The sequence below is a fragment of the Streptomyces gobiensis genome, from assembly GCF_021216675.1.
Taxonomy (GTDB): domain Bacteria; phylum Actinomycetota; class Actinomycetes; order Streptomycetales; family Streptomycetaceae; genus Streptomyces; species Streptomyces gobiensis.
In genome coordinates this window covers 1,993,842-2,019,201 of the sequence record NZ_CP086120.1, presented here as the reverse complement: position 1 = coordinate 2,019,201, position 25,360 = coordinate 1,993,842, and the positions used below count along the sequence as shown (strand labels likewise).

The window sequence follows — 25,360 nt, the reverse complement described above, 5'->3', positions numbered from 1 at the left end:
TGGGGCCCGCACCCGGCCAACCCCGGGGCCCCGGGGCGCAGCCCCGGTTCCGGGGGGTCCTGGCGGCTAGGGTTCCTTGGGGCCGTGGGCCTGGTCTTGGAGCCAGGCGTCCAGTTCCGTGCGTACCCGGCGGTCCAGGGCCATGGACAGCTCCGCGTCGACGACCTGCTTGGCGTACGGGCGGAGGCGGTCCACGGCCTCGGCGATACGTTCCGGGTCCCGGCCGCTGGCCAGCAGCCGCTCACGGATGAGGTCCGCGAATACCGTGGCGATGGCCTCGACATGGGTACGGACCTCCCGGCCCGCGTCCAGCACGGCGGAGAGCGGAATCCCCTCCCCGACCAGCGCGGACGAGGCATCCAGGAGACGCTGGCTGACGTGGACCAGCTCATCGCCGTCCACCGCGAGGTAGCCAAGATCAAGGCAGGCGGACAGATTCTCTGCGGAGTCCTCGCCGGGGAAGTGCGCGGCCAGCTCCTCGGGAGTGAGCCGGACCGGGGTCTCCTCCGAGAAGGGCGGGGTCAGGGTGTGGGCCAGGCCCAGCAGTTCGGCGGCGCTGCGGGAATCGCGGCCCTTCTCGAAGGCGGCAAGGATCTCGGCGATTCCGCCCAGGGTATGGCCTCGGGTGAGCAGGGCGCCGATGGTGCGCAGCCGGGCGAGGTGGTGGTCGCTGTACCAGGCGATCCGGCCTTCCCGGCGGGGTGGCGGCACCAGCTTGCGCTCGCGGTAGAAGCGCAGCGTACGGGTGGTGATTCCGGCGGCTTCGGCGAGTTCGGGTGCGCGGTACTCACGCTCGGCGGTGCCGCTGGTCGTGCTGTTACTGCTGGTCTGCTGCTTGTGCTCCTCGGAGGTCCCCACATCATTAGCCTATGCCGGAAGAGGGACGGGGGCCGGGGGTGCAACCGGCGGTAACTTTTCACCGCACAGCCCCTACCCACCAGTACGCCGCTGCCCTACGCTGCGATTGCGCCAGTGATTGCTGGCATGGTCGGTGGCACCGAAGAGAACTCGGGAGGCGGCGGCATGGCCGAGCGTGAGCATGAGCATGTACGGGTGGCGGTGATCGGATCCGGATTCGGCGGCCTGGGCGCCGCCGTGCGGCTGCGCCGCGCGGGCATCACGGACTTCGTGGTGCTGGAACGCCGGGAGGCGGTCGGCGGCACCTGGCACGACAACAGCTATCCGGGCTGTGCCTGCGACGTGCCCTCACATCTCTACTCCTTCTCCTTCGCACCCAACCCGCAGTGGCCACGGAGCTTCTCCGGGCAGCCACACATTCGGGCGTATCTGGAGCGGGTCACCGACACCTTCGGGCTGCGGCAGCACATCCGCTTCAACTGCGAGGTACAGCAGCTCACCTGGGACACCGACGAACTGCACTGGGTCATCGAGACCGGGCAGGGGACCTTGACCGCGGACCTGGTGGTGTCCGCCACCGGCCCGCTCTCCGATCCGAAGATCCCCGACATTCCCGGGCTGGACGGCTTCAAGGGGAAGGTCTTCCACTCCGCGCAGTGGGACCACGACTACGATCTGCGTGGCAAGCGGATCGCCATGATCGGCACGGGTGCCTCGGCGATCCAGATCGTCCCGGCCATCCAGCCCACCGTTGGACGGCTCACCCTCTTCCAGCGCACCCCGGCCTGGGTGATGCCACGGGTGGACCGCAGGATCACCGGTGTGGAGCGCTGGCTGCACACCATGCTCCCCGCCACCCGCTATCTCCGCCGCCAGCTCCTGTGGGGCATCCGGGAGCTCCAGGTCAGCGCCTTTACCAAGCGGCCGGCCGAACTGGGGCTGGTACAGCGGCTCGCCGCCGCGCATATGAAGCGGGTCATCAAGGACCCGCAGACGCGGCGGCAGCTCACCCCGGACTACCGCATCGGCTGTAAGCGGATCCTGCTCTCCAATGACTTCTACCCGGCGCTGACCAAGGAGAATGTCGACCTCGTCGCCTCCGGGCTGCGGGAGGTCCGCGGCAGCACCCTGGTCGCCGCCGACGGCACCGAGACCGAGGCCGACGCGATCATCTTCGGCACCGGCTTCCATGTCACCGACATGCCGATCGCGAAGAAGGTCAAGGGTGCCAACGGGACGACCCTGGCCGAGGAGTGGAAGGAAGGAATGGAAGCGCTGCGCGGAGCGAGCGCGGCGGGCTTCCCCAACTTCCTGACGATCATCGGCCCCAATACCGGGCTCGGCAACAGCTCGATGATCCTGATGATCGAGGCCCAGCTGAACTACATGGTCGACTTCGTGCGGCAGCTGGACACCCTCGGCGGCAAGGTCGCCCTGGACGCCCGCCCTGCCGCGGTGCGCGCCTGGAACCAGCACCTCCAGGAACGTATGAAGCGCACCGTCTGGAACACCGGCGGCTGCGACAGCTGGTACCTGGACGCCAACGGCCGCAATACGACGGTGTGGCCGGGCACCACCTCCGAGTTCCGCAAGGTGACCAAGGAGGTCCGCCTTGAGGAGTACGAGGTACTGCGAGCCGCGGCGCGGCAGGGTGCCCAGCAGCGGGAGGCCGCCGCATGAGCCGTCTCATACATATATCCAGCGGCCCCTACGCTCCTCCCGCCCCGGCCCGGGAGCTGACCGTGACCTCCGCCGACGGGGCGCGGCTGCACGCCGAGACCCATGGGCCGGAGAACGGACCGGCCATAGTGCTGGCACATGGCTGGACCTGCTCCACCGTCTTCTGGGCGCCGGTGATACGGAAGCTGGCCGCCGACGGTCACCGGGTGATCGTCTACGACCAGCGGGGGCACGGCCGTTCCCCCGCCGCACCCGGCGGATACAGCACCCACGCGCTCGCCGACGATCTGTGTGCCGTGCTCGACGCCACCCTGGACGAGGGCGAACGGGCCGTCATAGGCGGGCACTCCATGGGCGGCATGACCATCATGGCCGCCGCCGACCGCCCCGAACTCGGTCGGCGCGCGGCAGCGCTGCTGCTGTGCAGTACCGGGGCCAGCCGACTGCCCGGCGAGGCCCGGGTGCTGCCGTTCCGCTCACCGCGTCTCCGCGCTCGGGCGCACCGGCTGCTGCTCGGCTCACGGGCGCCGATGGGGCCCGTCACACCGATCTCCAAGAAGGCGGTCAAGTACGCGACGATGGGCCCCGGTTCTGCCCCGGACAAGGTCGAGGCCTGCGCCCGTATCGTGCACGCCTGTCCCCGGACCGTGCGCGCCGCATGGGGCGCCGTGCTGGGCGATCTCGATCTGGCGGCGAGGATACCGGAACTGACCGCGCCCACCGCGGTCATCATCGGCACCCAGGACCGGCTCACCCCCATCGTGCACGCCCGGGAGCTGGCCGCCGCGCTGCCCGACTGCGCCGGGCTGCATGAGCTGGCAGGGCTTGGCCATATGACCCCCATTGAGGCACCGGAGGCCGTGACGGACGTGCTGGGTGGGCTGGTACGCGAGCACTTGGCGGCAACCGATGCGGGGCGGGATACGGAGCGGGACATGGAGCGGGGTTCGGAGCGGGATGTGGAGCGGGGTTCGGAGCCGGATGTAGCGAAGGAGGCAGGGAAGCCATGAGGCGTTGGAGCCTGGAGGGCCAGGTCGCGGTGGTGACCGGCGGTGCGCGTGGGGTGGGTGAGCTGCTGGCCCGTAAGCTCGCCGCCCGGGGCGCGAAGATCGCGCTGATCGGGCTGGAGCCCGATCAGCTGAAGAAGGTCAGCGGGGCGCTGGACACCGATTCCCACTACTGGCATGCCGATGTCACCGACCATGTGGCGATGGAGCAGGTGGCGCTCGAAGTGAAGGACCGCTTCGGGAAGGTGGACGTCGTCGTCGCCAACGCCGGTGTGGCGCAGGGCGGTCCGTTTTTGGACTCCGACCCCGCCTCCTGGCGGCGGGTCATCGAGGTCAACCTCATCGGTGGTGCGGTCACGGGGCGGGCCTTCTTGCCCGTGCTGATGGAGTCCCGTGGCTACTTCCTGCAGATAGCCTCGCTCGCCGCGATGACTCCGGCGCCGATGATGACCGCTTACTGCGCGTCCAAGTCGGGCGTCGAGGCCTTCGCGCACAGCCTGCGCGCGGAGGTCGGCTACAAGGGAGTGCGGGTCGGTGTGGGCTACTTGAGCTGGACCGACACGGATATGGTGCGCGGCGCGGATGAGGACGAGGTGATGCGGGATCTGCGTAAGCGGTTGCCCTGGCCGTCCAACAAGACCTATCCGCTGGGTCCGGCCATCGACCGGATCGTCGCGGGGATCGAGCGGCGTTCGCACCATGTGTACGCGCAGGGGTGGTTGCGCGGTATGCAGTCCATACGTGGCTATCTGCCGCCGGTCATCGGCTCGGTGGGCCAGCGGGAGATGGCTCGCTTCGAGCCCCGCTTTGCGGCTACGCGGGGTTCGCGGGCTGGGTTGGTTGGTGCGGGCGGGGAAGCGGATGAGAGGGAGCGGGGTGGTGGGGCGTAGGGGGGTGCGGCTCCGCCGCGTGGCGGGGGCTTCACCCCGGTTGCGGGGTGCCGTGGGTGGGTGTTCCCCAATTCCCGCCCCTTCCCGTAACCGGGGCTCGCGCCCCGGGCCCCGGGGTGGCCGGTGCGGCTTCGGTGGCCGGTGTTGTGCCCACCCGTGCCGCCCCTCTGGGGGTCCCCCCGGACGAAGTCTGGGGGAGGCCCGAGTGCCCACAACACCTCGGGGTCTGGGGGCGGCAGCCCCCCACGCGGCGGAGCCGCAAATTGGTACAGCCGGGTAGGGGCGGGATTGGGGAACTCTGCGGGGGTGGTACGCCCCGCAGAGTGGGTGGGGCGTGTTACCGGTTTTCCCAGTCGTCGCGTTCGTCCTCCAGGCTCTGCTGGACGTTCTGCGACTCCCGCTGGCCCCGCTGTTGGGTCTGCTGGCCGCGCTCCTGAGCGCCGCCCTTTGCCTTCTTGGCGCGTTCCTGTGCGGCCTCCTTGGCCTTCTGCGCCTTTTCCTGCGCCTTCTGCGCCTTGTCCTTGAACTGGTCTGACATACCCATGTATTTCACTCCACGTGTGAGGCTGGTTGGGCCGTGACAAGCCTTACACGCACCGGCGAACTTCGCATGCTGGGGCAAAAGCCGCACCAAATCACCGCGGCGGCAGCAGTGGTCTGCGGCGGTCCGGGACGTTGCTGTAATCGGGCGGCGTGGGGGCCGGATGGCGCTCCAGAAGGTCCAGGGCGGTGCGTACGGCCGTGCTGAGGACGGCATAGCGGCCTTCCGCCCAGTCCAGCGGGGTGCGCAGCGCCTCGATGTCCGGGGCGACGCCATGGTTCTCCACGTCCCAGCCGTACTCGTCGAACCAGGCGGCGTTCATCGGCACCGTAATCACCGTGCCGTCGACGAGCCGGTGACGCCCGGTCATGCCGACGACCCCGCCCCAGGTCCGGGCGCCGACCACCGGGCCCAGGCCCAGCAGCCGGAAGGCGGCGGTAATCATGTCGCCGTCCGAGGACGTGGCTTCGTCGGCCAGGGCGACGACCGGACCGCGCGGCGCGTTACTTGTGTAGGAGACCGGCTGGGCGTTACGCGTCAGATCCCAGCCCAGAATGGAGCGGGTGAGCTTCTCGATGACGAGCTCGCTGATGTTGCCGCCCGCGTTACCCCGTACATCGACGATCAGCGCCGGGCGGGAGACCTCCATCCGCACATCCCGGTTGAACTGCGCCCAGCCCGAGCCGCCCATATCCGGGATGTGCAGGTAACCGCACTTGCCGCCGCTCAACTCCCGTACGACCCTGCGCCGCTTGGCCACCCAGTCCTGGTAGCGCAGCGGCCGTTCGTCGACCAGCGGCACGATCGCGATCCGGCGCGGCGGACCGTCACCCTCGGCCGCCCGGAAGGTCAGCTCCACGGTGGTGCCCCCGGCCGCCGCCAGCAGCGGGAACGGGCCGGTCACCGGGTCGACCGGGCGGCCGTCGACATGGGTGAGCGTCGCCCCCTCCCGGATGCCCGAGCCAGCCAGCGGTGGGCGGGCCCTGGAGTCCGAGGAGTCGCCGGGCAGAATCCGGGAAACCTGCCACTCGCCGTCCTTCGTACGGCAGAAGTTGGCGCCGAGCAGCCCGATCGGCCGCTGGTAGTGCGGCGGGCCCTCGTTGCGCCGGGCCGGGGAGACATACGCGTGTGAGGTGCCCAGCTCGCCCAGCACCTCGCGGAGCAGATCGGCGAACTCATCGGGGGAGGCGACCCGTTCGACCAGCGGCCGGTACTGGTCGAGCACCGCGGCCCAGTCGATGCCGCACATTCCCGGGTCCCAGAAGTAGGCATGGATGATCCGGCCCGCCTCGTCGTACGCCTGCCGCCACTCGGCGCCGGGGTCCACGTTGTGCACGATCCGGCGCAGATCGATGGCGACGGTCGAGTCGCTGTCGGCGGTCTCATTGGCGGGTACGGCCCGCAGGTCACCGTCATCGTTGATGACCAGCCGGGTGCCGTCGACGCTGAGCGCGAACCAGTCCACATCGCTGCTCAGCTCGGTCCGCTTGGCCTTGGCCAGGTCGAAGTGCTCCAGAGTCGGTTTCCCCGACACATCGGCCGGGTTGGCGAAGGTCTCGCCGAGCGCGCCGGAGATGGGGTGGCGGAGCCAGATGAGGCCGCCGCCCGCCACCGGGCGGAGCTCGGAGTACTTGGAGGCCATGACGGGGAAGGGGGTGACCCGGTTGGCCAGCCCCTCGGCCTCGACCAGCACCGAACCGTCCTCGCCACTGGTGTCCTCCGGGTCCAGCCCACCGGCCGCCGGGCGGCCCTCCGGGGAGAGCGCGAAGGGGGAGTGGGTGGCCGAGGAGAGCGGTACCAGATAGGGGCGGCAGCCCAGCGGGAAGGAGAGATCACCGGTGTGTACGTCGTAGACCGGGTCGAAGCCGCGCCAGGAGAGGAAGGCCAGATAGCGGCCGTCCCGGGTGAAGACCGGCTGCTCGTCCTCAAAGCGGCCGTCGGTGACATCGAGGATCGTCCACGGGGTGGGGGCGGGGGAGGCAGGGTGAGGTTGGTGGTCGGTCAGCTTGGCGATTTTGATTTGGCGCAGTGAACGCCCGATGCCCGGGTGGGCCCAGGCCAGCCACGCTGAATCGGGGGAGAACGACAGATCGTGCACCGGGCCGTTGGTTGAACGGATCAGCTCGGTCACCTCGCCCGTGCCATCCGGTGCCGCGTCGATCAGCAGCAGCCGGCCGTCGTGCGTGGCCACCGCGAGGGTGTCGCCGTCGGGCGAGGCGGCCAGCTCCTGAACCCGGCCCAGTCGGCCTGACGCCAGCCGCCGTGGGTTCTGGCCACCGCTGGCCCGGGGAAGATAGGCGATCTCGACGGCGTCCTCGCCTTCAGCGTCCGTCACATAGGCGAGTTGCCCGCTGGAGCCCAGCATCTCCGGCAGCCGCGCCCGCACGCCGGGGGTGTCGGCGATGACGCGGGACGGGCCGTCCCGGTGGGTCAGCCAGTACAGGCTGCCGCGCACACACACCGCGCTGGCCCGCCCGGTGTTGTCCACGGCGAGGGAGTCGAGATAGTTGGCGGTGGGCACCTGATAGTGGCGCCGCCCGGCGCGTGGGCCGCCGAGCTGGACATCGAGACGGCGGGGAGATGTCCCCGGGCTCAGATCGTCGACCAGCCAGAGCTCGCCCGCGCACTGGTAGATGATCCGGTTGCCGTCGGTGGCGGCGTGCCGGGCGTAGAAGTCGGCGTGGTCCGTATGTCTGCGCAGATCGGAGCCGTCCGGGCGGCAGGAGTAGAGATTTCCGATGCCCTCGTGGTCGGAGAGGAAGGCGACCCGCTCCAAGGGGCCCTCCCAGTGCCCGGGGGAGCCGCCCCAGACGATCATCGGGGACTCCAGATGCCCGTTGAGGCCGGCCAGCAGCCGTTCGCCGTGCAGCCACAGCCTCCCCATCGCCCCGCCCCGGTACCGCTTCCAGGAGGCGGGCTCATGAGGTGGTTTGCCGGTGAGCAGCAGCGTCTTGCGCTCGCCGTCGAGGTCGGCGACGGTGATGTCCGAGCAGGGTCCCCAGGGCAGTCTGCCGCCGGGGCTGCCGTCCGGGGGCAGCCGGTAGGACCAGGAGAAATAGGAGAAGGGCTGGCCGTGTGAGGCGACGGCCAGGATGTCGCTGTCGGGCGTCCAGCCACAGACCCGGGTGTCGGTCGCACCCCAGTACGTCAGGCGTTCGGCCAGTCCGCCGTCCACCGGGACGAGATGGATCTCCGGATCGAGACTGCGCCAAGTGGTGAAGGCGATCTGCCGCCCGTCCGGTGAGAAGCGGGGATGCCCGACCCGGGTGCGGTCCACGGTGAGCCGCCAGGCCCGGCCGGGCTTCTCCCTGTTGGCGGGGATCGGGGCAATCCAGAGGTCATCCTCGGCGGCGAAGCACAGCAGATCACCGTGAAGGTGTGGGAACCGGAGATACGCACCATTGCTCACCTTTCCCATGGTTCGGGCGGCTCGCAGGCACGGCAAGTCGTGATCATGCCGTGACCGTTCCGTTTGTGTATGTGACCTGTGTCTCATTTTGGGCGGTCGGTCACCTCTCGCGAGGGTGTGCGCGTCTTCTGACATGGACTGTCACTTCTCGCGGTGCGCGGTCCACCGCCCCCCACCGTCCCAGTCCGCACCCGACCCGAGACGGAGTACCTCTCTCGTGGCCACGTTCCTTTACAGACTCGGCAGATTCGCCTTCCGGCGCCGCCGCGTCGTCGCCCTGCTCTGGGTGGCGCTGCTGGTCGCCGCCGGGGCGGGTGCCTCTTCAGCCTCAGGCCCGTCCGATGACGATTTCGCGCTCCCCGGTACGGAGGCCCAGCAGGCCTTCGACCTGATGGAGGAGCGCTTTCCGGGCGCGGCCGCCGATGGCGCCCAGGCGCGTCTGGTCTTCCGTGCGCCCAGCGGCGAGAAGATCACCGCGACGGAGAACAGGGCCGTGGTGGAGAAGACCGTCGGTGAGCTGTCCGGCGGTCAGGCCGCCCAGGTGGTCAGCCCCTTCCAGGCCGAGGGTGCGGTCAGCCGGCAGGGGGACATCGCCTACGCGCAGGTCACCTACAAGGTCTCCGCCGACAAGATCACCGACAGGACCAGGGAGGGCCTGGAGGCCGCCGCTGACACCGGGCGCAGCGCGGGGCTCACGGTCGAGCTCGGCGGTGACGCGCTCTTCACCGAGCCCGATATGGGCAATGGCGAGATCGTCGGAATCGCGGTCGCCGCGATCGTCCTCATCATCACCTTCGGCTCGCTGGTCGCCGCCGGGCTGCCACTGATCACCGCGCTGATCGGTGTCATGATCGGTATCTCGTCGATCGTCGCTCTCGGCTCCACGCTCGGCCTGTCCGCCAACACCACCACGCTCGCGATGATGATCGGCCTCGCGGTCGGCATCGACTACGCGCTGTTTATCGCCTCCCGCTACCGCGCGGAGCTGATCGAGGGCCGCGACCGGGAGGAGGCCGCGGGGCGCGCCGTGGGTACCGCGGGCTCGGCGGTGGTCTTCGCCGGTCTCACCGTGGTCATCGCACTGGCGGGGCTCGCGGTCGTCAACATCCCGATCCTCACCAAGATGGGCTTCGCCGCAGCGGGCACGGTCGTCATCGCCGTCCTGGTCGCCATCACCCTGGTCCCGGCCGCGCTGGGCATGGTCGGCAAGCGGATCTTCGGCCGCCGGGTACGCAAGGCCAACCCGGGCACCGGGGTGCCGGACGCCGGTGCACTGGAGGCCAAGCCGAACATGGGCACCCGCTGGGCCCGGTTCACGCTGCGGCGTCCGGTGGTGGTGCTGCTCACCGCGGTGCTCGGCCTCGGTGCCATCGCGGTCCCGGTGACCAGCCTCAACCTTGGCCTGCCCGACGAGGGTGACCAGCCCACCAGCTCCACCCAGCGCAGGGCCTACGACCTGATGGCCGAGGGCTTCGGCCCTGGCTTCAACGGTCCGCTGCTGACGGTCCTGGACACCACGGGCAGCGACAACCCGAAGGCTGCCGCGAGGACGGTCAAGGACAGCATCGAGAAGCTGGACGGTGTCGCGGCGGTGACACCGGCGGCCTTCAACGAGGCCGGGGACACCGCGACCATCACGGTCGTGCCGAAGTCGCGGCCGAGCAGCACCGAGACCGAGGACCTGGTCCGCGATATCCGCGCCAAGGCGGACGGCTTCAAGGCGGACACCGGTGCTGTTGTGCTGGTCTCCGGGATGACCGCCATCAACATTGACTTCTCACAGGTGATGGACGATGCGCTGGTGCCGTATCTGGCGCTGGTCGTGGGACTCGCGTTCATCCTGCTGCTGATGGTCTTCCGGTCGGTTCTGGTGCCGCTCAAGGCGGCGCTCGGCTTTCTGCTGTCGGTGCTCGCCGCGCTTGGTGCGGTGGTGGCCGTCTTCCAGTGGGGCTGGCTGGCGGGCCTCATCGGGGTGGAGCAGACCGGGCCGATCATGAGCATGATGCCGATCTTCATGATCGGCGTGATATTCGGTCTGGCTATGGACTACGAGGTCTTCCTTGTCACCCGGATGCGTGAGGCCTACGTCCATGGTGAGCGTCCCGGACAGGCCGTTGTCACCGGCTTCAAGCTCGGCGCCCGGGTGGTCACCGCCGCCGCGGTCATCATGATCAGCGTCTTCGCGGGCTTTATCGGAGCCGGTGAGTCGATGATCAAGATGATGGGCTTCGGTCTCGCTGTCGCTATCCTCTTTGACGCCTTCATCGTCCGGATGGCCATCGTCCCGGCCGTACTCGCCCTGCTGGGTGAGAAGGCCTGGTGGCTGCCGAGGTGGCTGGACCGGGTCCTGCCCAACGTGGATGTGGAGGGCGAGAAGCTGCAACAGCGTCTTGACGCGGGGGCGGCTGCGACTCGGGCCGAACCTGAGCTTGAGGCGACCCGCGTCTGACCGGGACTCCAGCAGCTGTGGGACCGTCTGAGCCTGTTCTGGCTCGGGCTCAGGCGGTCCCACGGGGTTGGCAGGCTGAGGGTGCGCGGGGTGCGGGTGAGCAGGCTGCGGGTGGGCAGGCTGCTGCCCGGCCGTACGTTGCTGGGGTGCGGCGCCGTTGTGGGTTGGGGGTGGTCCGGGGTGGAACGTTCCGGACCCATGATTTACGGCCCGACGCGCGGCGGCGTTGGGTTGGCCCATTGGGTGTGTGTCGGGCCACAAATCACGGGCAAGCGTCCGGAACAACCCACCCCTACCCACCCCCTCACGTGCCGGAAGTCCGCTAGCCGAGCAGGGCGGCCAGCCCACGGTCGAGGTCCAGGCTCACGTGCTCCCGGCCCTTGGGCACCACCGCATAGGAGCGTCCAAGGAACTGGCGCAGATCCGTTGTGGTGAACTGGATCATCGCCACCCCCTCCAGGGCACGCAGCTCGACGACGGTCCGGGCCGGGCCGCACGGCCACACATGAACGTCCCCTTCGCCCGCCGGAGCGCGTAGCCCGACCTCCAGTAGTTCCCGGCCGAAGGTCCAGGCGACCTCCTCGCCATCGAGGGCGGCTTGGGGAGGGAAGACGATTCGAACGGCGACCGGGTCCTCGCGGTCGTAGCGGAGCCCGACGGTTACGCTCCGGGAAGCTGGCGGGGCGACGATGATGCGGGCCTGCACGGTATGGGTGATGGCTGCGGGCATCGAGTTCTCCCTTCTGTGAGTGCTCTGATGTCCTAAGACCCCGCAGTCGCCAGGTTAATTACGGCACCTCGCCGCGATTTCAGTGACCTGTGTCACACCACGCCTCATACCCCGCGCAGCAGGTCTGCCAGGCCGCGGTCCACATGCAGTCGCAGATGTTCCTCGGCGGCCGGGACGAGTGCGTACGTTCGGCGCAGGAAGTGACGCACATCCCTGGTCGGCAGCTCGACCAGGGCTGTGCCCTCCGGCGCCTGGAGTTCGACCATGGTCCGGTCCGGGCCGTTAGGCCAGAGCTGGACGTCACCGGTGCCCACGGGATCGCACAGGGCGCCGTCGAGTAGTTCACGTGCGAACACCCATGTCACCTCGGCTCCGTCGAGAGCGACCTCGGCTGGGAAAATGAGCTGGACGGCCAGTGGGTCCGCGCTGTCGTAGCGCAGGGCCCCGAAGATCGGGAACGCGGCAGGCTGGGCGATAATGCGGGCCTGCATGGTGTGGTCGATCAGTGTGGACATCGCCTTGCTCCTCTTGGGGCGGTCGCCCGTTCGTCCACTAAGACCGGGAATCGAGGAAGTCGGTCAGCGCGGGGTTGTGTGAGTTATGCCACAAAGGTCCGTGGAATCGGTGTGCTATTTGCGTTCGCGCGCTCTTGCAAGTGGTTCGCAGGTGATGACTATCATCCATCGATCGCTTAAAACACCTGCCCGGAGAGGCGGAGCCCGCCATGCATGTCCCCGACGGTTTCTTCGACGCCCCTGTATCGGTGGCGACCGGCGTGGTTGCCGCAGCCGCTGTCGCGGTCTCCTTGCGTGGTGCGCGGCGTGAACTCGAGGAGCGGGTCAGTCCGCTGGCCGGGCTGGTGGCCGCCTTCATCTTCGCCGTGCAGATGCTGACCTTCCCGGTGGGCGCCGGGACCAGTGGCCATCTGATGGGTGGAGCCCTGGCCGCGATACTCGTCGGACCCTTCACTGGTGTGCTGTGTCTGGCTGTCGTGCTGCTGATGCAGGCTCTGCTGTTCGCCGACGGTGGCCTCACCGCGCTGGGCATCAACATCACGCTGCTGGGGGTGGTTGCCGTGGGGGTCGCCTATCCGCTCTTCCGGCTGCTGGTCCGGCTGCTGCCCCGGGGGCGCCGCTCGATCACCAGCTCGGCCTTTGTCGCCGCCCTGGTCTCGGTCCCGGTGTCTGCCATGGTCTTCACCTTCCTCTTCGCGCTCGGCGGCACCGCCGATGTCTCCATCGGCAAGGTCTTCGCCGCGATGGTCGGCGTCCATACGGCCATCGGTATCGGCGAGGCGGTCATCACGGCTCTCACGGTCGGCGCGATCCTCGCGGTGCGCCCGGATCTGGTCTACGGCGCCCGGGGGTTGATGGCTCCGCTGGTGCTGCGGAGCTCGCCGGTGGTGGGTGTGGATGGCGTTGCGGGTGCGGGTGCGGGTGCGGGTGCCGGTGCCGGTGCGGGTGCGGATGGGGTTGAGGATGCGGGTGTTGGGGATGTGGCGGGGGTGGAGTCTGGCAAGGGGGCTGGGCGGTCTGCTTGGGGTGTGTGGATCGCCGGGGTCGCCGCCGCGCTCGTGTGTGCGGGGGGCATCAGCTACTACGCCTCCGAGGAGCTGGACGGCCTGGCGCGGGTGTCGGCTGATCATGGGATCGCGGAGCAGGAGAAGGAACACGGTCTCGCTGACTCGCCGTTGGCCGACTACGAGGTCAAGGACGTCGGCAGCGCCCGGCTCTCCGTCGGGCTCGCCGGGGTGATCGGCGTTGGGGCGACCCTGGCCGTCGGCACCGGTGTCTTCCTCGTCGTACGCCGCCGGTCGGCTGTGACGGCTGCCGAGACCGAGAGGGTCTGACATGGGTGCCGGGCACGCCCACAAGCTGTACCGGCACGGGCACTCGCCCGTGCACCGGCTTCCGGCGCACTGCAAGACCGTGGGGGTCTTTGGCTTTGTGCTTGTGGTCGTCTCTACGCCACGGGAGGCGATGTGGGCGTTCGGGCTCTACGCGCTTCTTCTTGTGGGGGTAGCTGGGGCCGCTCGTATCCCGCCTGGCTTCGTTCTCAAGCGGATGCTGATTGAAGTGCCGTTTGTTGCCTTCGCGGTGCTGCTGCCGTTTGTCGCGGAGGGTCCCCGCGTTGCGTGGCTTGGGCTGTTGCTGAGTGAGTCCGGGCTGTGGGGCGCCTGGAACGTCCTCGCCAAGGGCACCCTCGGCGTTGCCGCCTCCGTGCTGCTCGCGGCCACGACCGACATCCGTGAGCTGCTGCTGGGGCTGCAACGCCTCAAGCTGCCCCCGCTGCTCGTGCAGATCGCCTCATTCATGATCCGCTATGGCGATGTCATCGCGGATGAGCTGCGCCGGATGAAGATCGCCCGCGCCTCCCGTGGCTTCGAGGCGCGCGGCATCCGGCAGTGGGGTGTGCTGGCCAAGACCGCCGGTGCCCTTTTCATCCGCTCCTACGAACGCGGTGAGCGTGTCCATCTCGCCATGGTCAGCCGTGGTTACGCCGGGTCCATGCCGGTCGTCGACGAGGTGACCGCGACCCGGGCGCAGTGGGTGGGGGCCGCCATTCTCCCGGCCAGCGCGCTCGGGGTCTGTCTCCTGGGATGGTGGCTGCGTTGACCCGCTCAGCTCTCTGTGGAAGGACTCCGGTGAACTCCCTCGACGTCTCCGGCCTCGCGTATGCCTACCCCGACGGCCATCAGGCGCTCTTCGGGGTCAACCTCACTGTCCCGCGTGGTGAGCGGGTGGCGCTGCTCGGGCCGAACGGTGCGGGGAAGACCACTCTCGTACTGCACCTCAACGGCATCCTCACCGCCGGGGCGGGCAGCGTGACCGTCGCCGGGCTGCCGGTCTGCAAAGGGAACCTCGCCGAGATCCGCCGCCGGGTCGGCATCGTCTTCCAGGACCCGGACGATCAGCTCTTTATGCCGACTGTCCGGGAGGATGTCGCCTTCGGCCCGGCCGCGGGCGGGCTGCGCGGTGCCGAGCTGGAGGCCCGGGTGCTGGACGCGCTCTCCCAGGTCGGCATGGCGGACTGCGCCGACCGGCCGCCGCACCACCTCTCGTTCGGACAGCGCCGCCGGGTGGCCGTGGCTACGGTCCTCGCCATGCGCCCGGAGATCCTTGTGCTGGATGAGCCCTCCTCCAACCTCGACCCGGCCTCGCGCCGGGAACTGGCCGACATCCTGCGCTCGCTGGATGTCACGGTGCTGATGGTCACCCACGATCTGCCGTACGCGCTGGAGCTCTGCTCCCGCTCGGTCATCCTCAGCGATGGCGTGATCGCCGCCGACCGGCCTACACGGGAGCTGCTGTGCGACGCGGAACTGCTCCACGCGCACCGGCTGGAGCTTCCCTTCGGCTTCGACCCGAGGTCGGTGACGGCTCCGGCTGGCTGAGCCGGGGATCCCCCCGGGCAGTTCCGCGGTCGGGTTCCTGCACCATGGTGGGTGCACGGCGCGACGTAAGACGTAAAACGGTGGGAGCGGGAGCACAGTGGTGGACGTCCAGGGCACGGTGGCGGACGGCTTTGAGCCGGTCCGGGACGCCTTCCGGGGAAACTTCACGGACCGCGGTGACCGCGGTGCGGCCGTGACCGTCTACCGGGACGGGCACAAGGTCGTCGACCTCTGGGGCGGCACCGACTGGGCCGAGGACACCGCGCAGATCATCCGCTCAGCCACCAAGGGCCCGGCCGCCGCCGTGCTCCACCTGCTTCACCAGCGCGGCCAGCTGGACCTGGACGCCCCCGTCGGCACGTACTGGCCGGAGTTCAAGGCGAACGGCAAGGAGCGGGTGCTCGTACGGCACCTCCTCACCCACCGGGCCGGGCTGCCGGTACTGGACAGCCCGCTCACTCCGGCCGAAGCCATCGACGGGGTGAGCGGTCCCCGCGCCATCGCCGCCCAGGCGCCGGTCTGGCAGCCGGGCGAGGCACATGGCTACCACGCGCAGACGTACAGCTGGCTGCTCGGTGAGCTGGTGCTCCGGGTGACGGGACGCACACTCGGCCGGTGGTTCGCGGACGAGGTCGCCCAGCCGCTGGGGCTGGATCTGTGGATCGGGCTGCCGGGTGAGCAGGCGCACCGGGTGGGCCGTATCGCCGAGACGGAGACTCCGGCCGCGCCCGCCTCCCAGGGGCTGCGAATACGGCCCAAGCAGACGGTCTCCGACGCCTACCGCGACCCGCACTCGCTCACCCGCCGCGCCTTCGGTGCCATCGATCCGCTCCCCGACGAGAACGCCCCCGGCTACCGTGCCGCCGAGCTCCCGGCGTCCTCGGGGATCGCCACCGCCCGTTCCCTGGCCCGGTTCTACGCGGCGCTGATCGGTCGCGTTGGTGGTCATCGGGTGTACGCCCCGGCCACCCTCACCCAGGCCCGTACCGAGGAGTCCGCCGGTCCGGACCGGGTGCTGGTGGTGGGCACCCGCTTCGGGCTCGGCTATATGCTGCACGGCCCCGCCTCGCCGATGCTGTCCCCGGCGTCCTTCGGGCATCCGGGCCGTGGCGGCTCCCTCGGCTTCGCCGACCCGGACGCGGGGGCCGCCTTTGGCTATGTCACCAGCGGCCTGCAGACGTCGGTGACCTCTGACCCGCGCGCCCAGGCCCTGGTACGGGCGCTGCGCGGGTGCCTTACGCGCTGATGCTCAGTTGAGCAGTGCCGCTCCCGGTGCGGGGCCCGTGGCCGTACGGGCGGTACGGCAGGTGCCCGAGGCGCGCAGGGCCCGGGCGACGCTGGCGGCCGAGTCGGCGTCTTCGGTGAGGAAGGCGCAGGTGGGGCCGGAGCCGGAGACCAGGGTGGCCAGCGCGCCGGCCGCCCGGCCGGTGTCGAGGGTGTCGGCGAGGGCGGGGCGCAGCGAAAGGGCGGCGGGCTGCAGGTCGTTGGCCAGGGAGGCGGCCAGGGCGTGCGGGTCTCCGGTGCGCAGGGCGGCCAGCAGGGCGGGAGAGGGGGCAGGCTCGGGGATCGGGCCGGTGGCGAGGCGGTCGAACTCGCGGTAGACCGCCGGGGTGGAGAGCCCGCCGTCCGCGACGGCGAACACCCAGTGGAAGTCGCCGCCGACCGGAAGCTCGGTCAGCAGCTCGCCCCGGCCCCGGCCCAGCGCCGCGCCGCCGACCAGCGAGAAGGGGACGTCGGAGCCCAACTGTGCGCAGAGGGAGAGGAGTTCGGCGCGGGGGGTCTTGGTGTCCCAGAGGGCGTCACAGGCGAGCAGGGCGCCCGCCGCGTCCGCGCTGCCGCCCGCCATACCGCCCGCGACCGGGATGTCCTTGGCGATATGGAGGTGGACGGCAGGGGAGATGCCGTGGTGAGCGGCGAGGAGTTCGGCGGCTCGTACCGCCAGGTTCGTACGGTCCAGCGGGACTTGGTCCGCGTCCGGGCCGGAGCAGGTGAGCCGGGGCGGGTCGGTGATCGCGTTGGCCGGGGTGGCGGTGATCTCGTCGTAGAGGCCGACGGCGAGAAAGACATTGGCCAGGTCGTGGAAGCCGTCGGGGCGGGGTCCGCCCACGCTCAGCTGGACATTGACCTTCGCGGGGACGCGGGCTGTGACGCTCACTGCTGTAGCACTCACTGGAGGGTTCGCTGACGGGTTCACTGGCGGGTTCACTGGCGGGCCTCGGCGATGGCGGCGAAGTCCTCGACGGTCAGGGACTCACCCCGGGCCTGCGGGGAGATACCGGCGGCGACCAGCGCGGCCTCGGCCGCCGCCGCCGAACCCGCCCAGCCGGCCAGCGCGGCCCGCAGGGTCTTACGGCGCTGGGCGAAGGCGGCGTCGACGACCGCGAAGACCTCGGCGCGGGTGGCGCTCGTCTTCGGCGGATCGTGGCGGACCAGGGAGACCAGGCCGGAGTCCACATTGGGAGCGGGCCAGAAGACGCTGCGGCCGATGGCCCCGGCCCGCTTCACCTCCGCGTACCAGTTGGCCTTGACCGACGGCACGCCGTAGACCTTGGAGCCGGGGGCGGCGGCGAGCCGGTCGGCGACCTCGGACTGGACCATGACCAGGGTGCGTTCGATGCTGGGGAAGGCCGCGAGCATATGCAGCAGGACCGGCACCGCGACGTTGTAGGGAAGGTTCGCGACCAGCGCGGTGGGGGCGGGGCCGGGGAGGCTGTCCACCTGCATGGCGTCGGCGTGAACGAGCGCGAAGTGGTCCGCGCGCTCGGGAAGCCGGGCGGCCACGGTCGCCGGGAGAGCGGCGGCGAGCACATCGTCGATCTCGATGGCCGTCACCCACCGAGCGGTCTCCAGCAGTGCGAGGGTCAGCGAGCCAAGGCCCGGACCGATCTCGACGACCACATCGTCGGGCCGCACCTGCGCGGTCCGTACGATCCGGCGGACCGTATTGGCGTCGATGACGAAGTTCTGACCGCGCTGCTTGGTGGGGCGTACCCCCAGCGTGGCGGCCAGCTCGCGGATGTCGGCGGGGCCGAGGAGGGGATCGGGGGCTGCGCTCACTGGTGCAGTTTACGGCCGCATACCGGCCAGGGGCTCGCCCCCCGCTGCACATAGAGCTTCTTGGCCCGGTAGGTCTGCTCAGCGGCGGGTGCGTCCTGCGGTCGTCCCTTGCCGCCGAGCGCCTGCCAGGTGTGGGTGTCGAACTGGTACAGCCCGCCATATGTCCCGGAGTCGTCCACGTGGTTCGTCCGGCCGCCGGACTCACAGCGGGCCAGGGCGTCCCAGTTGAGATGGTCGGCGCCGCTCACCGACTCGGGCGGCGACTTGGTGCCGACCTTGATGATCTGCGCCTCGGGCCTTCGTACCATCCTGGCCTCCAGCTGCCGGGGTTTCTGTCTGACCCCGTCGACGGTACGCAGTTCGTAGGTGACCCGTCTGATGCCGTGGCTGCCGGGCCGCTCCACGACCTCGGTGCCCTGGAAGAGATGCGGATTCTGGTGGCGCTCGGTGGTGAACGGGATCTGCTCCTCGCGGATCTTCTTGTTGGCGGTGATCCGCCGTACGGAGATCACCTCGCCGTCCCGTGGAAAGGCGTCCAGCTGTGTCGAAGTGGTGTCCTGGTTCCGCAGCCGGACGCCCGCCTGTGCCATGGCCTCGCGGACGGTGGCGGCGTTGGTACGGACCGTATGCTCGCGGCCGTCGGCGAGGAAGGTGACGCTGCGCTCGGTGCGCACCACCAGCTCCAGGCCCGCCCGGCCGATGGGGCGGCTGCGGGGGACGGACAGATAGGCGCCCTGGGCACGCACTCCGAGCTGGCGCAGTGCGGCCTCGACGGTGCGTTCGGTGGTCCACACCCGCTGGCGGCGGCCGTCCAGGGTGAGGATGAGGGGGCGGCCGTAGCGTACGGCGACCCGGTCACCGTGGGCCAGCCGCTCATGGGCGGCGGGGGCGACGGCATCATGCCGGCCGACCTCCACACCCTCGTCCTCCAGCAGGTCGGCGACACTGTTCGCGAAGGTGCGCAGGGTCGTCGGCTTGCCGTCGACGGTGAGCTTGACGGCCTTGTCCTGGGCGACGAAGGCCGTGGTGCCACCCGCCAGAAAGGCCACCACCAGCGCCTGCGGCAGCAGCTTGCGCAGCAGCTCGGGGCGGTCGGCAGCGCGCTTGGCGTGGGCGGCCCGGCGGGCGGCCGCCCGGCCACCAGGGGCCGGGGCTGGGACTGGTGCGGGTGTGGGGACGGGTGCGGGGGGTGTGGGGGTAAGTCCCAGTGCGGCCGTGCTTGCCCGGCTGGGCTGGCGGGGCAGCCGGGGCTCGTAGGAGGGCTGGTAGGTGTCGTACGGGTCGCGCTCATAGGGCGCTTCATACAGCTTGTACGCCTCATGCACCTCATAGGGCAGGTATGCCTCATACGGTGCTGGTACGGGCGGGAATGGGAATGGGGGCGGGGGTGGGGGCGGGGCTGCGGAGCGGGCGCGGCGGCTGCCGCGCGCGGCGCGGTGACTCCTGTGTGAATGGCTCACGACGCACTCCAAGCGGTCCGGCGGATGCGGGCCGGGACCTTAGCGGAGTTTTGTCACTCTCCAAAGTTGTATGACTACGGAGGGTGGCTATGTCGCCGCTGTTCAGCCGTCGGGGCGACCGGGTGTCAGTAGCCGAACGCGCGTGCCGTATTGGTCGCGACGTGCTCTGCCAGCACGTCTTCGTCCAGCTGCTTCGTCTGAGCCATCGCCCGCAATGTGACCGGAATCAGATATGGCGCATTAGGCCGTCCGCGGTACGGCGCGGGGGTCAGGAACGGCGCGTCGGTCTCCACCAGCAGCAGCTCCGGCGGAGCGACGGCGAGGGCGTCACGCAGCGGCTGGGCGTTCTTGAAGGTGACGTTCCCCGCGAAGGACATGTAGTAGCCCCTGGCCGCGCAGACCTTGGCCATCGCGGCGTCGCCGGAGAAGCAGTGGAAGACGGTGCGCTCGGGCGCGCCCTCCTCATCGAGGATGCGCAGGACGTCGTCATGGGCGTCCCGGTCGTGGATGACCAGCGCCTTGCCGAGTTCCTTGGCGAGGGCGATATGGCGTCGGAAGGAGTCCTGCTGGACGGCGACGCCCTCCGGCCCCGTACGGAAGTAGTCGAGCCCGGTTTCGCCGACCGCGAGCACCTGCGGCAGCGCGGCGAGCTTCGCGATGCCGTCCAGCGCCGCGTCCAGGGCCTGCTGGCCCTCATCCAGCGCGATCCGTGGCGCCTCATTGGGATGCAGGGCCACCGCGGCCCATACCGTGGGGTGTTCGGCGGCGACCTCGGCCGCCCAGTGGGCGCGCGCCAGATCGCAACCGATCTGGATCACCGTGGATACGCCGACGGCGGCCGCCTTCTCCAGCGCTTCCTCGACGGATGAATTCTGCATATCGAGGTGCGTATGGGAATCGGCGACCGCCACATCGAGCGGTACGGGAAGCGGCGGCGCGGGCTGTGCTGACCGTTCTGGGTTCGGCATGTGCGCGATCCTAGATCGGCTGCCTGGGGAACGTGTCAGGGGTGGGGCGAGCGCCGCTGGGCGGCCTGCGCGGAGAGCGCGGCGTTGGCCCGGCCGGCGCGCATGATACGGACGTTGTGCTCACCGCAATTGAGGCAGGTGAGGCGGGTCAGCGGAGAGGGAACGCGCTCCCCATCAGCGAAGTAGAGGATAAACGGCCTGTTGTTGTTGTCGACATGGTGCTCTATCTCGTACGCCTGCTCCCAGGCGTGCCCGCAGTGCAGACAAGCGAAGGCGTACGCCTCGTGAGCCGTCGTAGCCATTGTGTGCCCGTGGGTGCCCTCGGTGTCCTTCATGGCACCTCCTTCCACTACCAGTGGACGCCCTTACGGCGGAAAAGGCAGCGGCCCTTCCTGTTTATTGGGGCAGATTTGGTGCCTGGACAGGGAAAGGCGCTGATCACCATGGAGAGGCGTTGCCTTCGAGCTTAGCCCTTTACCCCAAAGTAGGTTTGGCGGCAACTGCCTTTTACCTCTGCTTTTCCGCCACCACCGCGTCGAATACCTCGCGCTTGGGCAGCCCCGCGTCCTGGGCCACCGCGGCGATGGCCTCCTTGCGGCGCTCACCGGCCTCCTCGCGCACCGCGACCCGACGGGCCAGCTCAGCGGCGTCCAGCGACTGAGGGGCAGGCGGAGCGGCGCCCTCGACGACAATGGTGATCTCGCCGCGTACCCCCTCAGCCGCCCAGGCGGCCAGCTCGGCCAGCGGCCCCCGCTTGACCTCCTCATAGGTCTTGGTCAGCTCCCGGCAGACGGCCGCCCGGCGCTCCGCACCGAACACCTCCGCCATCGCGGCCAGCGTCGCCGCCAGCCGGTGCGGGGCCTCGAAATAGACCAGCGTGCGCCGCTCCCCGGCCTCCTCCCGCAGCCGCGCCAGCCGCTCACCCCGCTTGCGCGGCAGGAAGCCCTCGAAGCAGAAGCGGTCAACGGGCAGCCCGGAGAGCGCGAGCGCGGTCAGTACGGCGGATGGCCCCGGCACGGCCGTGACCCGGATCCCCCGCTCCACGGCGGCCGCGACCAGCCGATAGCCGGGATCCGACACGGAGGGCATCCCGGCATCCGTGACCAGCAGCACCCGGGCCCCCTCGGCAAGCGCGTCGGCGAGCTCGGGCGTACGGGCGGCCTCGTTCCCCTCGAAGTACGACACAACACGCCCGGAGGTACGTACATCCAGCGCCTGCGTCAGACGACGCAGGCGCCGGGTGTCCTCCGCGGCGACGATGTCCGCCGCGGCCAGCTCGGCGACGAGCCGTGGTGGAGCGTCGGCGATATCACCGATGGGCGTGCCTGCGAGTACGAGCGTTCCGGTCACGGCCCCATCCTCGCAGGCCCGGCAGCGAGCGACCGCCTCGGCGAAGGCCACGCTGGTTCAGGCGTACAGGGCTGTTGCCTACGATGGCCCGCGTGAGCAGTGACACCGTGCCGACGGCGAATCCAGCCCAGCGAGGGGACGATCTGGAGGAACAGCCGCCCTCCTGGCAGGGGCGGCTGCGCCGCTACGGCTATGTGGCCCCGCCACGGACCACGGTGCGGGACCGGCTCGTGCCGTCGTATCCGGCCCCCGCCCGCCGCCCCTGGTCGGCCCTCGGCCTTCAGCCGCGGTGGGCCAGCTGGGGCGGCCCCGTGCTGATCGCGCTCTTCGCCGGAATCCTGCGTTTCTGGCGGCTGGGCTCACCGCATGCGGTGATATTCGACGAGACGTACTACGCCAAGGACGCCTGGGCGCTGCTGCGGCAGGGTTACGAGGGCACCTGGCCGGACGGCGCCAATGAGCAGATCCTGGCGGACCCCGGCAGCGCCCCGCTGAGCGACGCGGCCTCCTATGTCGTGCACCCGCCCGTCGGCAAGTGGATCATCGCCGTAGGTGAGTACTTCTTCGGCCTCACCCCCTTCGGCTGGCGCTTCATGGTCGCCCTGCTCGGCACGCTCTCGGTGCTGATGCTCTGCCGGATCGGCCGCCGCCTCCTGCGCTCCACCGCGCTCGGCTGCCTCGCGGGCGCGCTGCTGGCCGTCGACGGACTGCACTTTGTGATGAGCCGCACCGCGCTGCTCGACCTGGTGCTGATGTTCTTCGTCCTGGCCGCCTTCGGCTGTCTGCTGATCGACCGCGACAGATCCCGGGCGCGGCTCGCCGCCGCACTGCCCGGCGACCAACCCGACGCCACCGTCGCGGGCCGCGTCCCGCTCGGCCTGCGGCCCTGGCGGCTCGCCGCCGGGCTCTGCCTCGGACTGGCCATCGGCACCAAGTGGAACGGCCTCTACATCCTCGCCGCCTTCGGCGTTCTCACCGTGCTGTGGGACATGGGCGCCCGCCGCACCGCCGGAGCCCGGCGGCCACTTCTGGCCATGCTGCGCCGCGACTCGGTCCCGGCCTTCCTCTCCCTTGTACCGGTCGCCGTCGTCACCTATGTCGTCTCCTGGACCGGCTGGTTCGTCACCCGGGGCGGTTACTTCCGGGACTGGGCGCAGAAGGACGGCGCGGGCAGCGCGTGGAGCTGGGTCCCCGGCCCGCTGCGCAGTCTGTGGCACTACGAGTCCGAGGTCTACAACTTCCATGTCGGGCTGACCTCCCACCACGCCTACCAGTCCAACCCCTGGAGCTGGCTGGTCGGCGGACGCCCGGTCTCCTACTTCTACGAGTCCCGGGAACTCGGCGAGAAAGGCTGTCTGGAACAGAGCGGCTGCGCCCGTGAGGTGCTGGCGCTGGGCACCCCGCTGCTGTGGTGGCTGGGCTGCGCCGCGCTGGTCTACGTGCTCTACCGCTGGGCCCTGCGCCGGGACTGGCGGGCCGGGGCGATTGTGTGCGCCGTGGCGGCGGGCTACCTGCCGTGGTTCCTCTACCAGGAGCGCACGATCTTCTTCTTCTACGCGGTCGTCTTTGTGCCGTTCCTGTGCCTCGCGGTAGCGATGCTGCTCGGCGCGATCGCCGGTCCGCCGGGGTCGACGGAGCGACGCCGGGCCATCGGCCTGGTTACCGCGGGGGTGCTGGTGCTGCTGGTCGTATGGAACTTCATCTACTTCTGGCCGATTTATACGGCTGAGGAGATTTCCATGGACCAGTGGCGGGCCCGTATGTGGTTCGACACGTGGATCTGACTCACGTCACATTTGTGCTCTAGGGTGCGTCGAACAGGTCCCTGGCGCCGCAGCCGGGGCGGGGTGGAGGGTCAAGAAGTCTTATGCGTGACGGTCAGAAGATGGCGGTAATCGGCGCTGTCTGCGCCGCGGTGGTGGGAGCCGCCGGATTCGGGGCGTACGCCCTGGTGGGGAACAGCGACGAGGGCGTGGACGGCGGCACGGACGAGACGTCGGTGGCCGCCCCCGAAGAAAGCGAAAAGCCGGAAAAGGCCGTCGAAACCGGTCCGCCGAGCGCGGCGGAAGTGCAGGCGACCGCCAAGGAATTTCTCACCGCCTGGCAGGACGGTGACACTGCCGGGGCCGCCGCCCTCACCGATGACGAGACGGCCGCCGCCAAGGCGCTGACCAGCTTCCAGAAGGATGGCCGCGCCTCGCAGATCCGGCTGACGGAAGGCACTCCTTCGGGGACGAAAGTCCCTTTCAAGGTGACGACGCGGCTCACCTACGAGGAGCAGAGCTCCGCATGGACCTACGACTCCGCGCTGACCGTCGTACGGGACGAGACCGATGGCAAGCCCCTCGTCCAGTGGCAGTCCACCGTGCTGCACCCCAAGCTGGGCGACGGCGAGACCATCGTCACCGACGCCTCCGGTGACCCGCCGGTCAAGGCGGTGGACCGCAACGGCACCGAGCTGACCAAGGACGAGTACCCGGAGCTGGACGCGGTCCTGGCCGATCTGCGCAAGCGGTACGCCGACAAGACCGACGGCAAGCCGGGCGTCGAGACCCGCGTCGTCGGCAAGGACGGCAAAGACGGCGAGACACTGCTCAAGCTCTCCGAGGGCACCCCGGGCACCCTGAAGACCACCCTGGACGCGGAGCTCCAGAAGTCCGCGATGAAGGCACTGAAGGGTAAGAAGAAGGGGTCCGCGGTCGCCATCAAGCCGAGCACCGGGGAGATCCTGGCCATCGCCAACGCCCCGGCCACCGGCTTCAACTCCGCGCTCCGCGGCTCGCTGGCGCCCGGCTCGACCTGGAAGGTCGTCAGCGCGTCGATGCTGCTGGAGAAGGGACTGGCGAAAACCAACGCGTCCCACCCCTGCCCGAAGTACTTCACCCACGGCGGCTGGAAGTTCCAGAACCTCGACAAGTTCGAGATCAAGAACGGCACCTTCGCGCAGAGCTTCGCCGCCTCCTGCAACACCGCCTTCATCAGCCAGGCGCCCGAGCTGAAGGATGACGACCTCACCAAGCAGGCCCGGGACGTCTTCGGCCTCGGCCTCAACTGGCAGGTGGGCGCCGGAACCTTCGACGGCAGGGTGCCGGTGCAGTCCGACGCCCAGATGGCCGCCTCGCTGATCGGCCAGGGCGCGGTCCGGATGAACCCGCTGACGATGGCCTCGGTGGCGGCGACGGTCAAGGACGGCACCTTCAAGCAGCCGGTGATCGTGGCACCGTCGCTGGACAACCGCACCCTCGCCAAGGCACCGCGCACCATGTCCCCGGCGACCGCCCAGGATCTGCGCTCCCTGATGCAGCTCACCGCGACCAGCGGCACCGCGGCCGAGGCGATGGCCTCGGTGAGCGGCGACAAGGGCGCGAAGACCGGCTCCGCGGAGGTCGACGGGCAGAAGAAGCCGAACGCCTGGTTCATCGCCTACCGCGGCGACCTCGCGGCCGCAGCGGTCATCCCGGACTCCGGCCACGGCGGCAAGAACGCGGGGCCGGTCGTGGCCCAGATCCTCAACGCGGGCTGACCCGGCCGGTGCCCGTCCCTTCCTGACGGCGCCTCGCGCCTCCC

General features: G+C 69.9%; 21 protein-coding genes. 10 read left to right on the top strand and 11 right to left on the bottom strand.

Annotated features, from left to right (window positions below):
• Positions 1-66: 66 nt before the first annotated feature.
• Complete coding sequence (locus tag test1122_RS09200; protein WP_232271838.1) at positions 67-753, bottom strand: MerR family transcriptional regulator; 687 nt, start codon at positions 751-753, stop codon at positions 67-69.
• 270 nt (positions 754-1,023) lie between these two features.
• On the opposite strand from test1122_RS09200, the gene test1122_RS09195 reads away from it, so the two are divergent.
• Genes test1122_RS09195 through test1122_RS09185 form a run of 3 tightly spaced genes read left to right on the top strand, consistent with a single transcriptional unit; the run spans position 1,024 to position 4,435 of the window.
• Positions 1,024-2,538, top strand: coding sequence for a flavin-containing monooxygenase (locus test1122_RS09195; RefSeq protein WP_232271837.1), 1,515 nt, complete (start codon positions 1,024-1,026; stop codon positions 2,536-2,538).
• Positions 2,535-3,548, top strand: coding sequence for an alpha/beta fold hydrolase (locus tag test1122_RS09190; RefSeq protein WP_232268671.1), 1,014 nt, complete (start codon positions 2,535-2,537; stop codon positions 3,546-3,548). Before test1122_RS09195 ends, test1122_RS09190 begins: the two co-directional genes overlap by 4 nt.
• Positions 3,545-4,435 carry an SDR family oxidoreductase gene (locus test1122_RS09185; RefSeq protein ID WP_232268670.1) on the top strand — a complete coding sequence of 297 codons (891 nt, stop codon included), beginning with the start codon at positions 3,545-3,547 and terminating at the stop codon, positions 4,433-4,435. The genes test1122_RS09190 and test1122_RS09185 overlap by 4 nt, the downstream gene beginning before the upstream one ends.
• 337 nt (positions 4,436-4,772) lie before the next feature.
• On the opposite strand, the gene test1122_RS09180 is transcribed toward test1122_RS09185, so the two are convergent.
• Both test1122_RS09180 and test1122_RS09175 read right to left on the bottom strand, forming a co-directional pair.
• Positions 4,773-4,979 (bottom strand): hypothetical protein, encoded by a 207-nt coding sequence (locus tag test1122_RS09180; protein WP_232268669.1) that lies wholly within the window; start codon positions 4,977-4,979, stop codon positions 4,773-4,775.
• Between the two features lie 91 nt (positions 4,980-5,070).
• Positions 5,071-8,394, bottom strand: a complete 3,324-nt coding sequence (locus tag test1122_RS09175) for a S41 family peptidase (RefSeq protein ID WP_232268668.1) — start codon at positions 8,392-8,394, stop codon at positions 5,071-5,073.
• Positions 8,395-8,602: 208 nt separating this feature from the next.
• Between test1122_RS09175 and test1122_RS09170 the strand changes: the two genes are divergently transcribed.
• Positions 8,603-10,834, top strand: coding sequence for an MMPL family transporter (locus tag test1122_RS09170; protein WP_232268667.1), 2,232 nt, complete (start codon positions 8,603-8,605; stop codon positions 10,832-10,834).
• Between the two features lie 322 nt (positions 10,835-11,156).
• Here the strand turns inward: test1122_RS09170 and ssgD are convergent, their stop codons facing one another.
• Together ssgD and test1122_RS09160 are read right to left on the bottom strand one after the other, a co-directional pair.
• The gene (gene ssgD / locus test1122_RS09165; RefSeq protein ID WP_232268666.1) at positions 11,157-11,564 is read right to left on the bottom strand and encodes a spore wall synthesis regulator SsgD; all 408 of its coding nucleotides are present in this window, start codon (positions 11,562-11,564) and stop codon (positions 11,157-11,159) included.
• A gap of 104 nt (positions 11,565-11,668) precedes the next feature.
• A complete protein-coding gene (locus tag test1122_RS09160) occupies positions 11,669-12,079 on the bottom strand; it encodes an SsgA family sporulation/cell division regulator (protein WP_232268665.1) in 411 nt (136 codons plus the stop codon).
• 209 nt (positions 12,080-12,288) lie between these two features.
• On the opposite strand from test1122_RS09160, the gene test1122_RS09155 reads away from it, so the two are divergent.
• The 4 genes from test1122_RS09155 to test1122_RS09140 all read left to right on the top strand — a co-directional run bounded on the left by test1122_RS09155 (position 12,289) and on the right by test1122_RS09140 (position 16,204).
• Positions 12,289-13,413 carry an energy-coupling factor ABC transporter permease gene (locus tag test1122_RS09155; RefSeq protein ID WP_232268664.1) on the top strand — a complete coding sequence of 375 codons (1,125 nt, stop codon included), beginning with the start codon at positions 12,289-12,291 and terminating at the stop codon, positions 13,411-13,413.
• Between the two features lies 1 nt (position 13,414).
• Entirely contained in the window at positions 13,415-14,179 is a 765-nt protein-coding gene (cbiQ, locus tag test1122_RS09150) for a cobalt ECF transporter T component CbiQ (protein ID WP_232268663.1), read from the top strand.
• On the top strand, positions 14,164-14,958 hold the full coding sequence (locus tag test1122_RS09145) for an energy-coupling factor ABC transporter ATP-binding protein (protein ID WP_422396955.1): 795 nt from the start codon (positions 14,164-14,166) through the stop codon (positions 14,956-14,958). The genes cbiQ and test1122_RS09145 overlap by 16 nt, the downstream gene beginning before the upstream one ends.
• 100 nt (positions 14,959-15,058) lie before the next feature.
• The gene (locus test1122_RS09140; RefSeq protein ID WP_232268661.1) at positions 15,059-16,204 is read left to right on the top strand and encodes a serine hydrolase domain-containing protein; all 1,146 of its coding nucleotides are present in this window, start codon (positions 15,059-15,061) and stop codon (positions 16,202-16,204) included.
• A 3-nt stretch (positions 16,205-16,207) separates the two neighbouring features.
• On the opposite strand, the gene test1122_RS09135 is transcribed toward test1122_RS09140, so the two are convergent.
• The 6 genes from test1122_RS09135 to rsmI all read right to left on the bottom strand — a co-directional run bounded on the left by test1122_RS09135 (position 16,208) and on the right by rsmI (position 21,793).
• A complete protein-coding gene (locus test1122_RS09135; protein ID WP_232268660.1) occupies positions 16,208-17,113 on the bottom strand; it encodes a 4-(cytidine 5'-diphospho)-2-C-methyl-D-erythritol kinase in 906 nt (301 codons plus the stop codon).
• Between the two features lie 47 nt (positions 17,114-17,160).
• Entirely contained in the window at positions 17,161-18,015 is an 855-nt protein-coding gene (rsmA, locus tag test1122_RS09130) for a 16S rRNA (adenine(1518)-N(6)/adenine(1519)-N(6))-dimethyltransferase RsmA (RefSeq protein WP_232268659.1), read from the bottom strand.
• The gene (locus tag test1122_RS09125) at positions 18,012-19,475 is read right to left on the bottom strand and encodes a ubiquitin-like domain-containing protein (RefSeq protein ID WP_422396954.1); all 1,464 of its coding nucleotides are present in this window, start codon (positions 19,473-19,475) and stop codon (positions 18,012-18,014) included. Before test1122_RS09125 ends, rsmA begins: the two co-directional genes overlap by 4 nt.
• 125 nt (positions 19,476-19,600) lie before the next feature.
• A complete protein-coding gene (locus test1122_RS09120) occupies positions 19,601-20,443 on the bottom strand; it encodes a TatD family hydrolase (protein WP_232268658.1) in 843 nt (280 codons plus the stop codon).
• Positions 20,444-20,478: 35 nt separating this feature from the next.
• Positions 20,479-20,778: a hypothetical protein gene (locus test1122_RS09115; RefSeq protein WP_422396953.1), complete on the bottom strand. Its 300-nt coding sequence runs from the start codon at positions 20,776-20,778 to the stop codon at positions 20,479-20,481.
• Between the two features lie 172 nt (positions 20,779-20,950).
• Positions 20,951-21,793 (bottom strand): 16S rRNA (cytidine(1402)-2'-O)-methyltransferase, encoded by an 843-nt coding sequence (gene rsmI / locus test1122_RS09110; protein WP_232268657.1) that lies wholly within the window; start codon positions 21,791-21,793, stop codon positions 20,951-20,953.
• A gap of 83 nt (positions 21,794-21,876) precedes the next feature.
• Between rsmI and test1122_RS09105 the strand changes: the two genes are divergently transcribed.
• Together test1122_RS09105 and test1122_RS09100 are read left to right on the top strand one after the other, a co-directional pair.
• Entirely contained in the window at positions 21,877-23,577 is a 1,701-nt protein-coding gene (locus tag test1122_RS09105; protein ID WP_232268656.1) for a dolichyl-phosphate-mannose--protein mannosyltransferase, read from the top strand.
• An 83-nt stretch (positions 23,578-23,660) separates the two neighbouring features.
• A complete protein-coding gene (locus tag test1122_RS09100; protein WP_232268655.1) occupies positions 23,661-25,316 on the top strand; it encodes a penicillin-binding transpeptidase domain-containing protein in 1,656 nt (551 codons plus the stop codon).
• The last annotated feature ends 44 nt before the right edge of the window (positions 25,317-25,360 follow it).

Bases quoted from the DNA above. Each gene is read 5' to 3' on its own strand.
- test1122_RS09195 (WP_232271837.1), top strand. From the start codon at position 1,024: ATGGCCGAGCGTGAGCATGAGCATGTACGGGTGGCGGTGATCGGATCC.
- test1122_RS09190 (WP_232268671.1), top strand. From the start codon at position 2,535: ATGAGCCGTCTCATACATATATCCAGCGGCCCCTACGCTCCTCCCGCC.
- test1122_RS09185 (WP_232268670.1), top strand. From the start codon at position 3,545: ATGAGGCGTTGGAGCCTGGAGGGCCAGGTCGCGGTGGTGACCGGCGGT.
- test1122_RS09180 (WP_232268669.1), bottom strand. From the start codon at position 4,979: ATGGGTATGTCAGACCAGTTCAAGGACAAGGCGCAGAAGGCGCAGGAA.
- test1122_RS09175 (WP_232268668.1), bottom strand. From the start codon at position 8,394: ATGGGAAAGGTGAGCAATGGTGCGTATCTCCGGTTCCCACACCTTCAC.
- ssgD (WP_232268666.1), bottom strand. From the start codon at position 11,564: ATGCCCGCAGCCATCACCCATACCGTGCAGGCCCGCATCATCGTCGCC.
- test1122_RS09160 (WP_232268665.1), bottom strand. From the start codon at position 12,079: ATGTCCACACTGATCGACCACACCATGCAGGCCCGCATTATCGCCCAG.
- test1122_RS09155 (WP_232268664.1), top strand. From the start codon at position 12,289: ATGCATGTCCCCGACGGTTTCTTCGACGCCCCTGTATCGGTGGCGACC.
- cbiQ (WP_232268663.1), top strand. From the start codon at position 13,415: ATGGGTGCCGGGCACGCCCACAAGCTGTACCGGCACGGGCACTCGCCC.
- test1122_RS09145 (WP_422396955.1), top strand. From the start codon at position 14,164: ATGGTGGCTGCGTTGACCCGCTCAGCTCTCTGTGGAAGGACTCCGGTG.
- test1122_RS09120 (WP_232268658.1), bottom strand. From the start codon at position 20,443: ATGCCGAACCCAGAACGGTCAGCACAGCCCGCGCCGCCGCTTCCCGTA.
- test1122_RS09115 (WP_422396953.1), bottom strand. From the start codon at position 20,778: ATGAAGGACACCGAGGGCACCCACGGGCACACAATGGCTACGACGGCT.
- test1122_RS09105 (WP_232268656.1), top strand. From the start codon at position 21,877: ATGGCCCGCGTGAGCAGTGACACCGTGCCGACGGCGAATCCAGCCCAG.
- test1122_RS09100 (WP_232268655.1), top strand. From the start codon at position 23,661: ATGCGTGACGGTCAGAAGATGGCGGTAATCGGCGCTGTCTGCGCCGCG.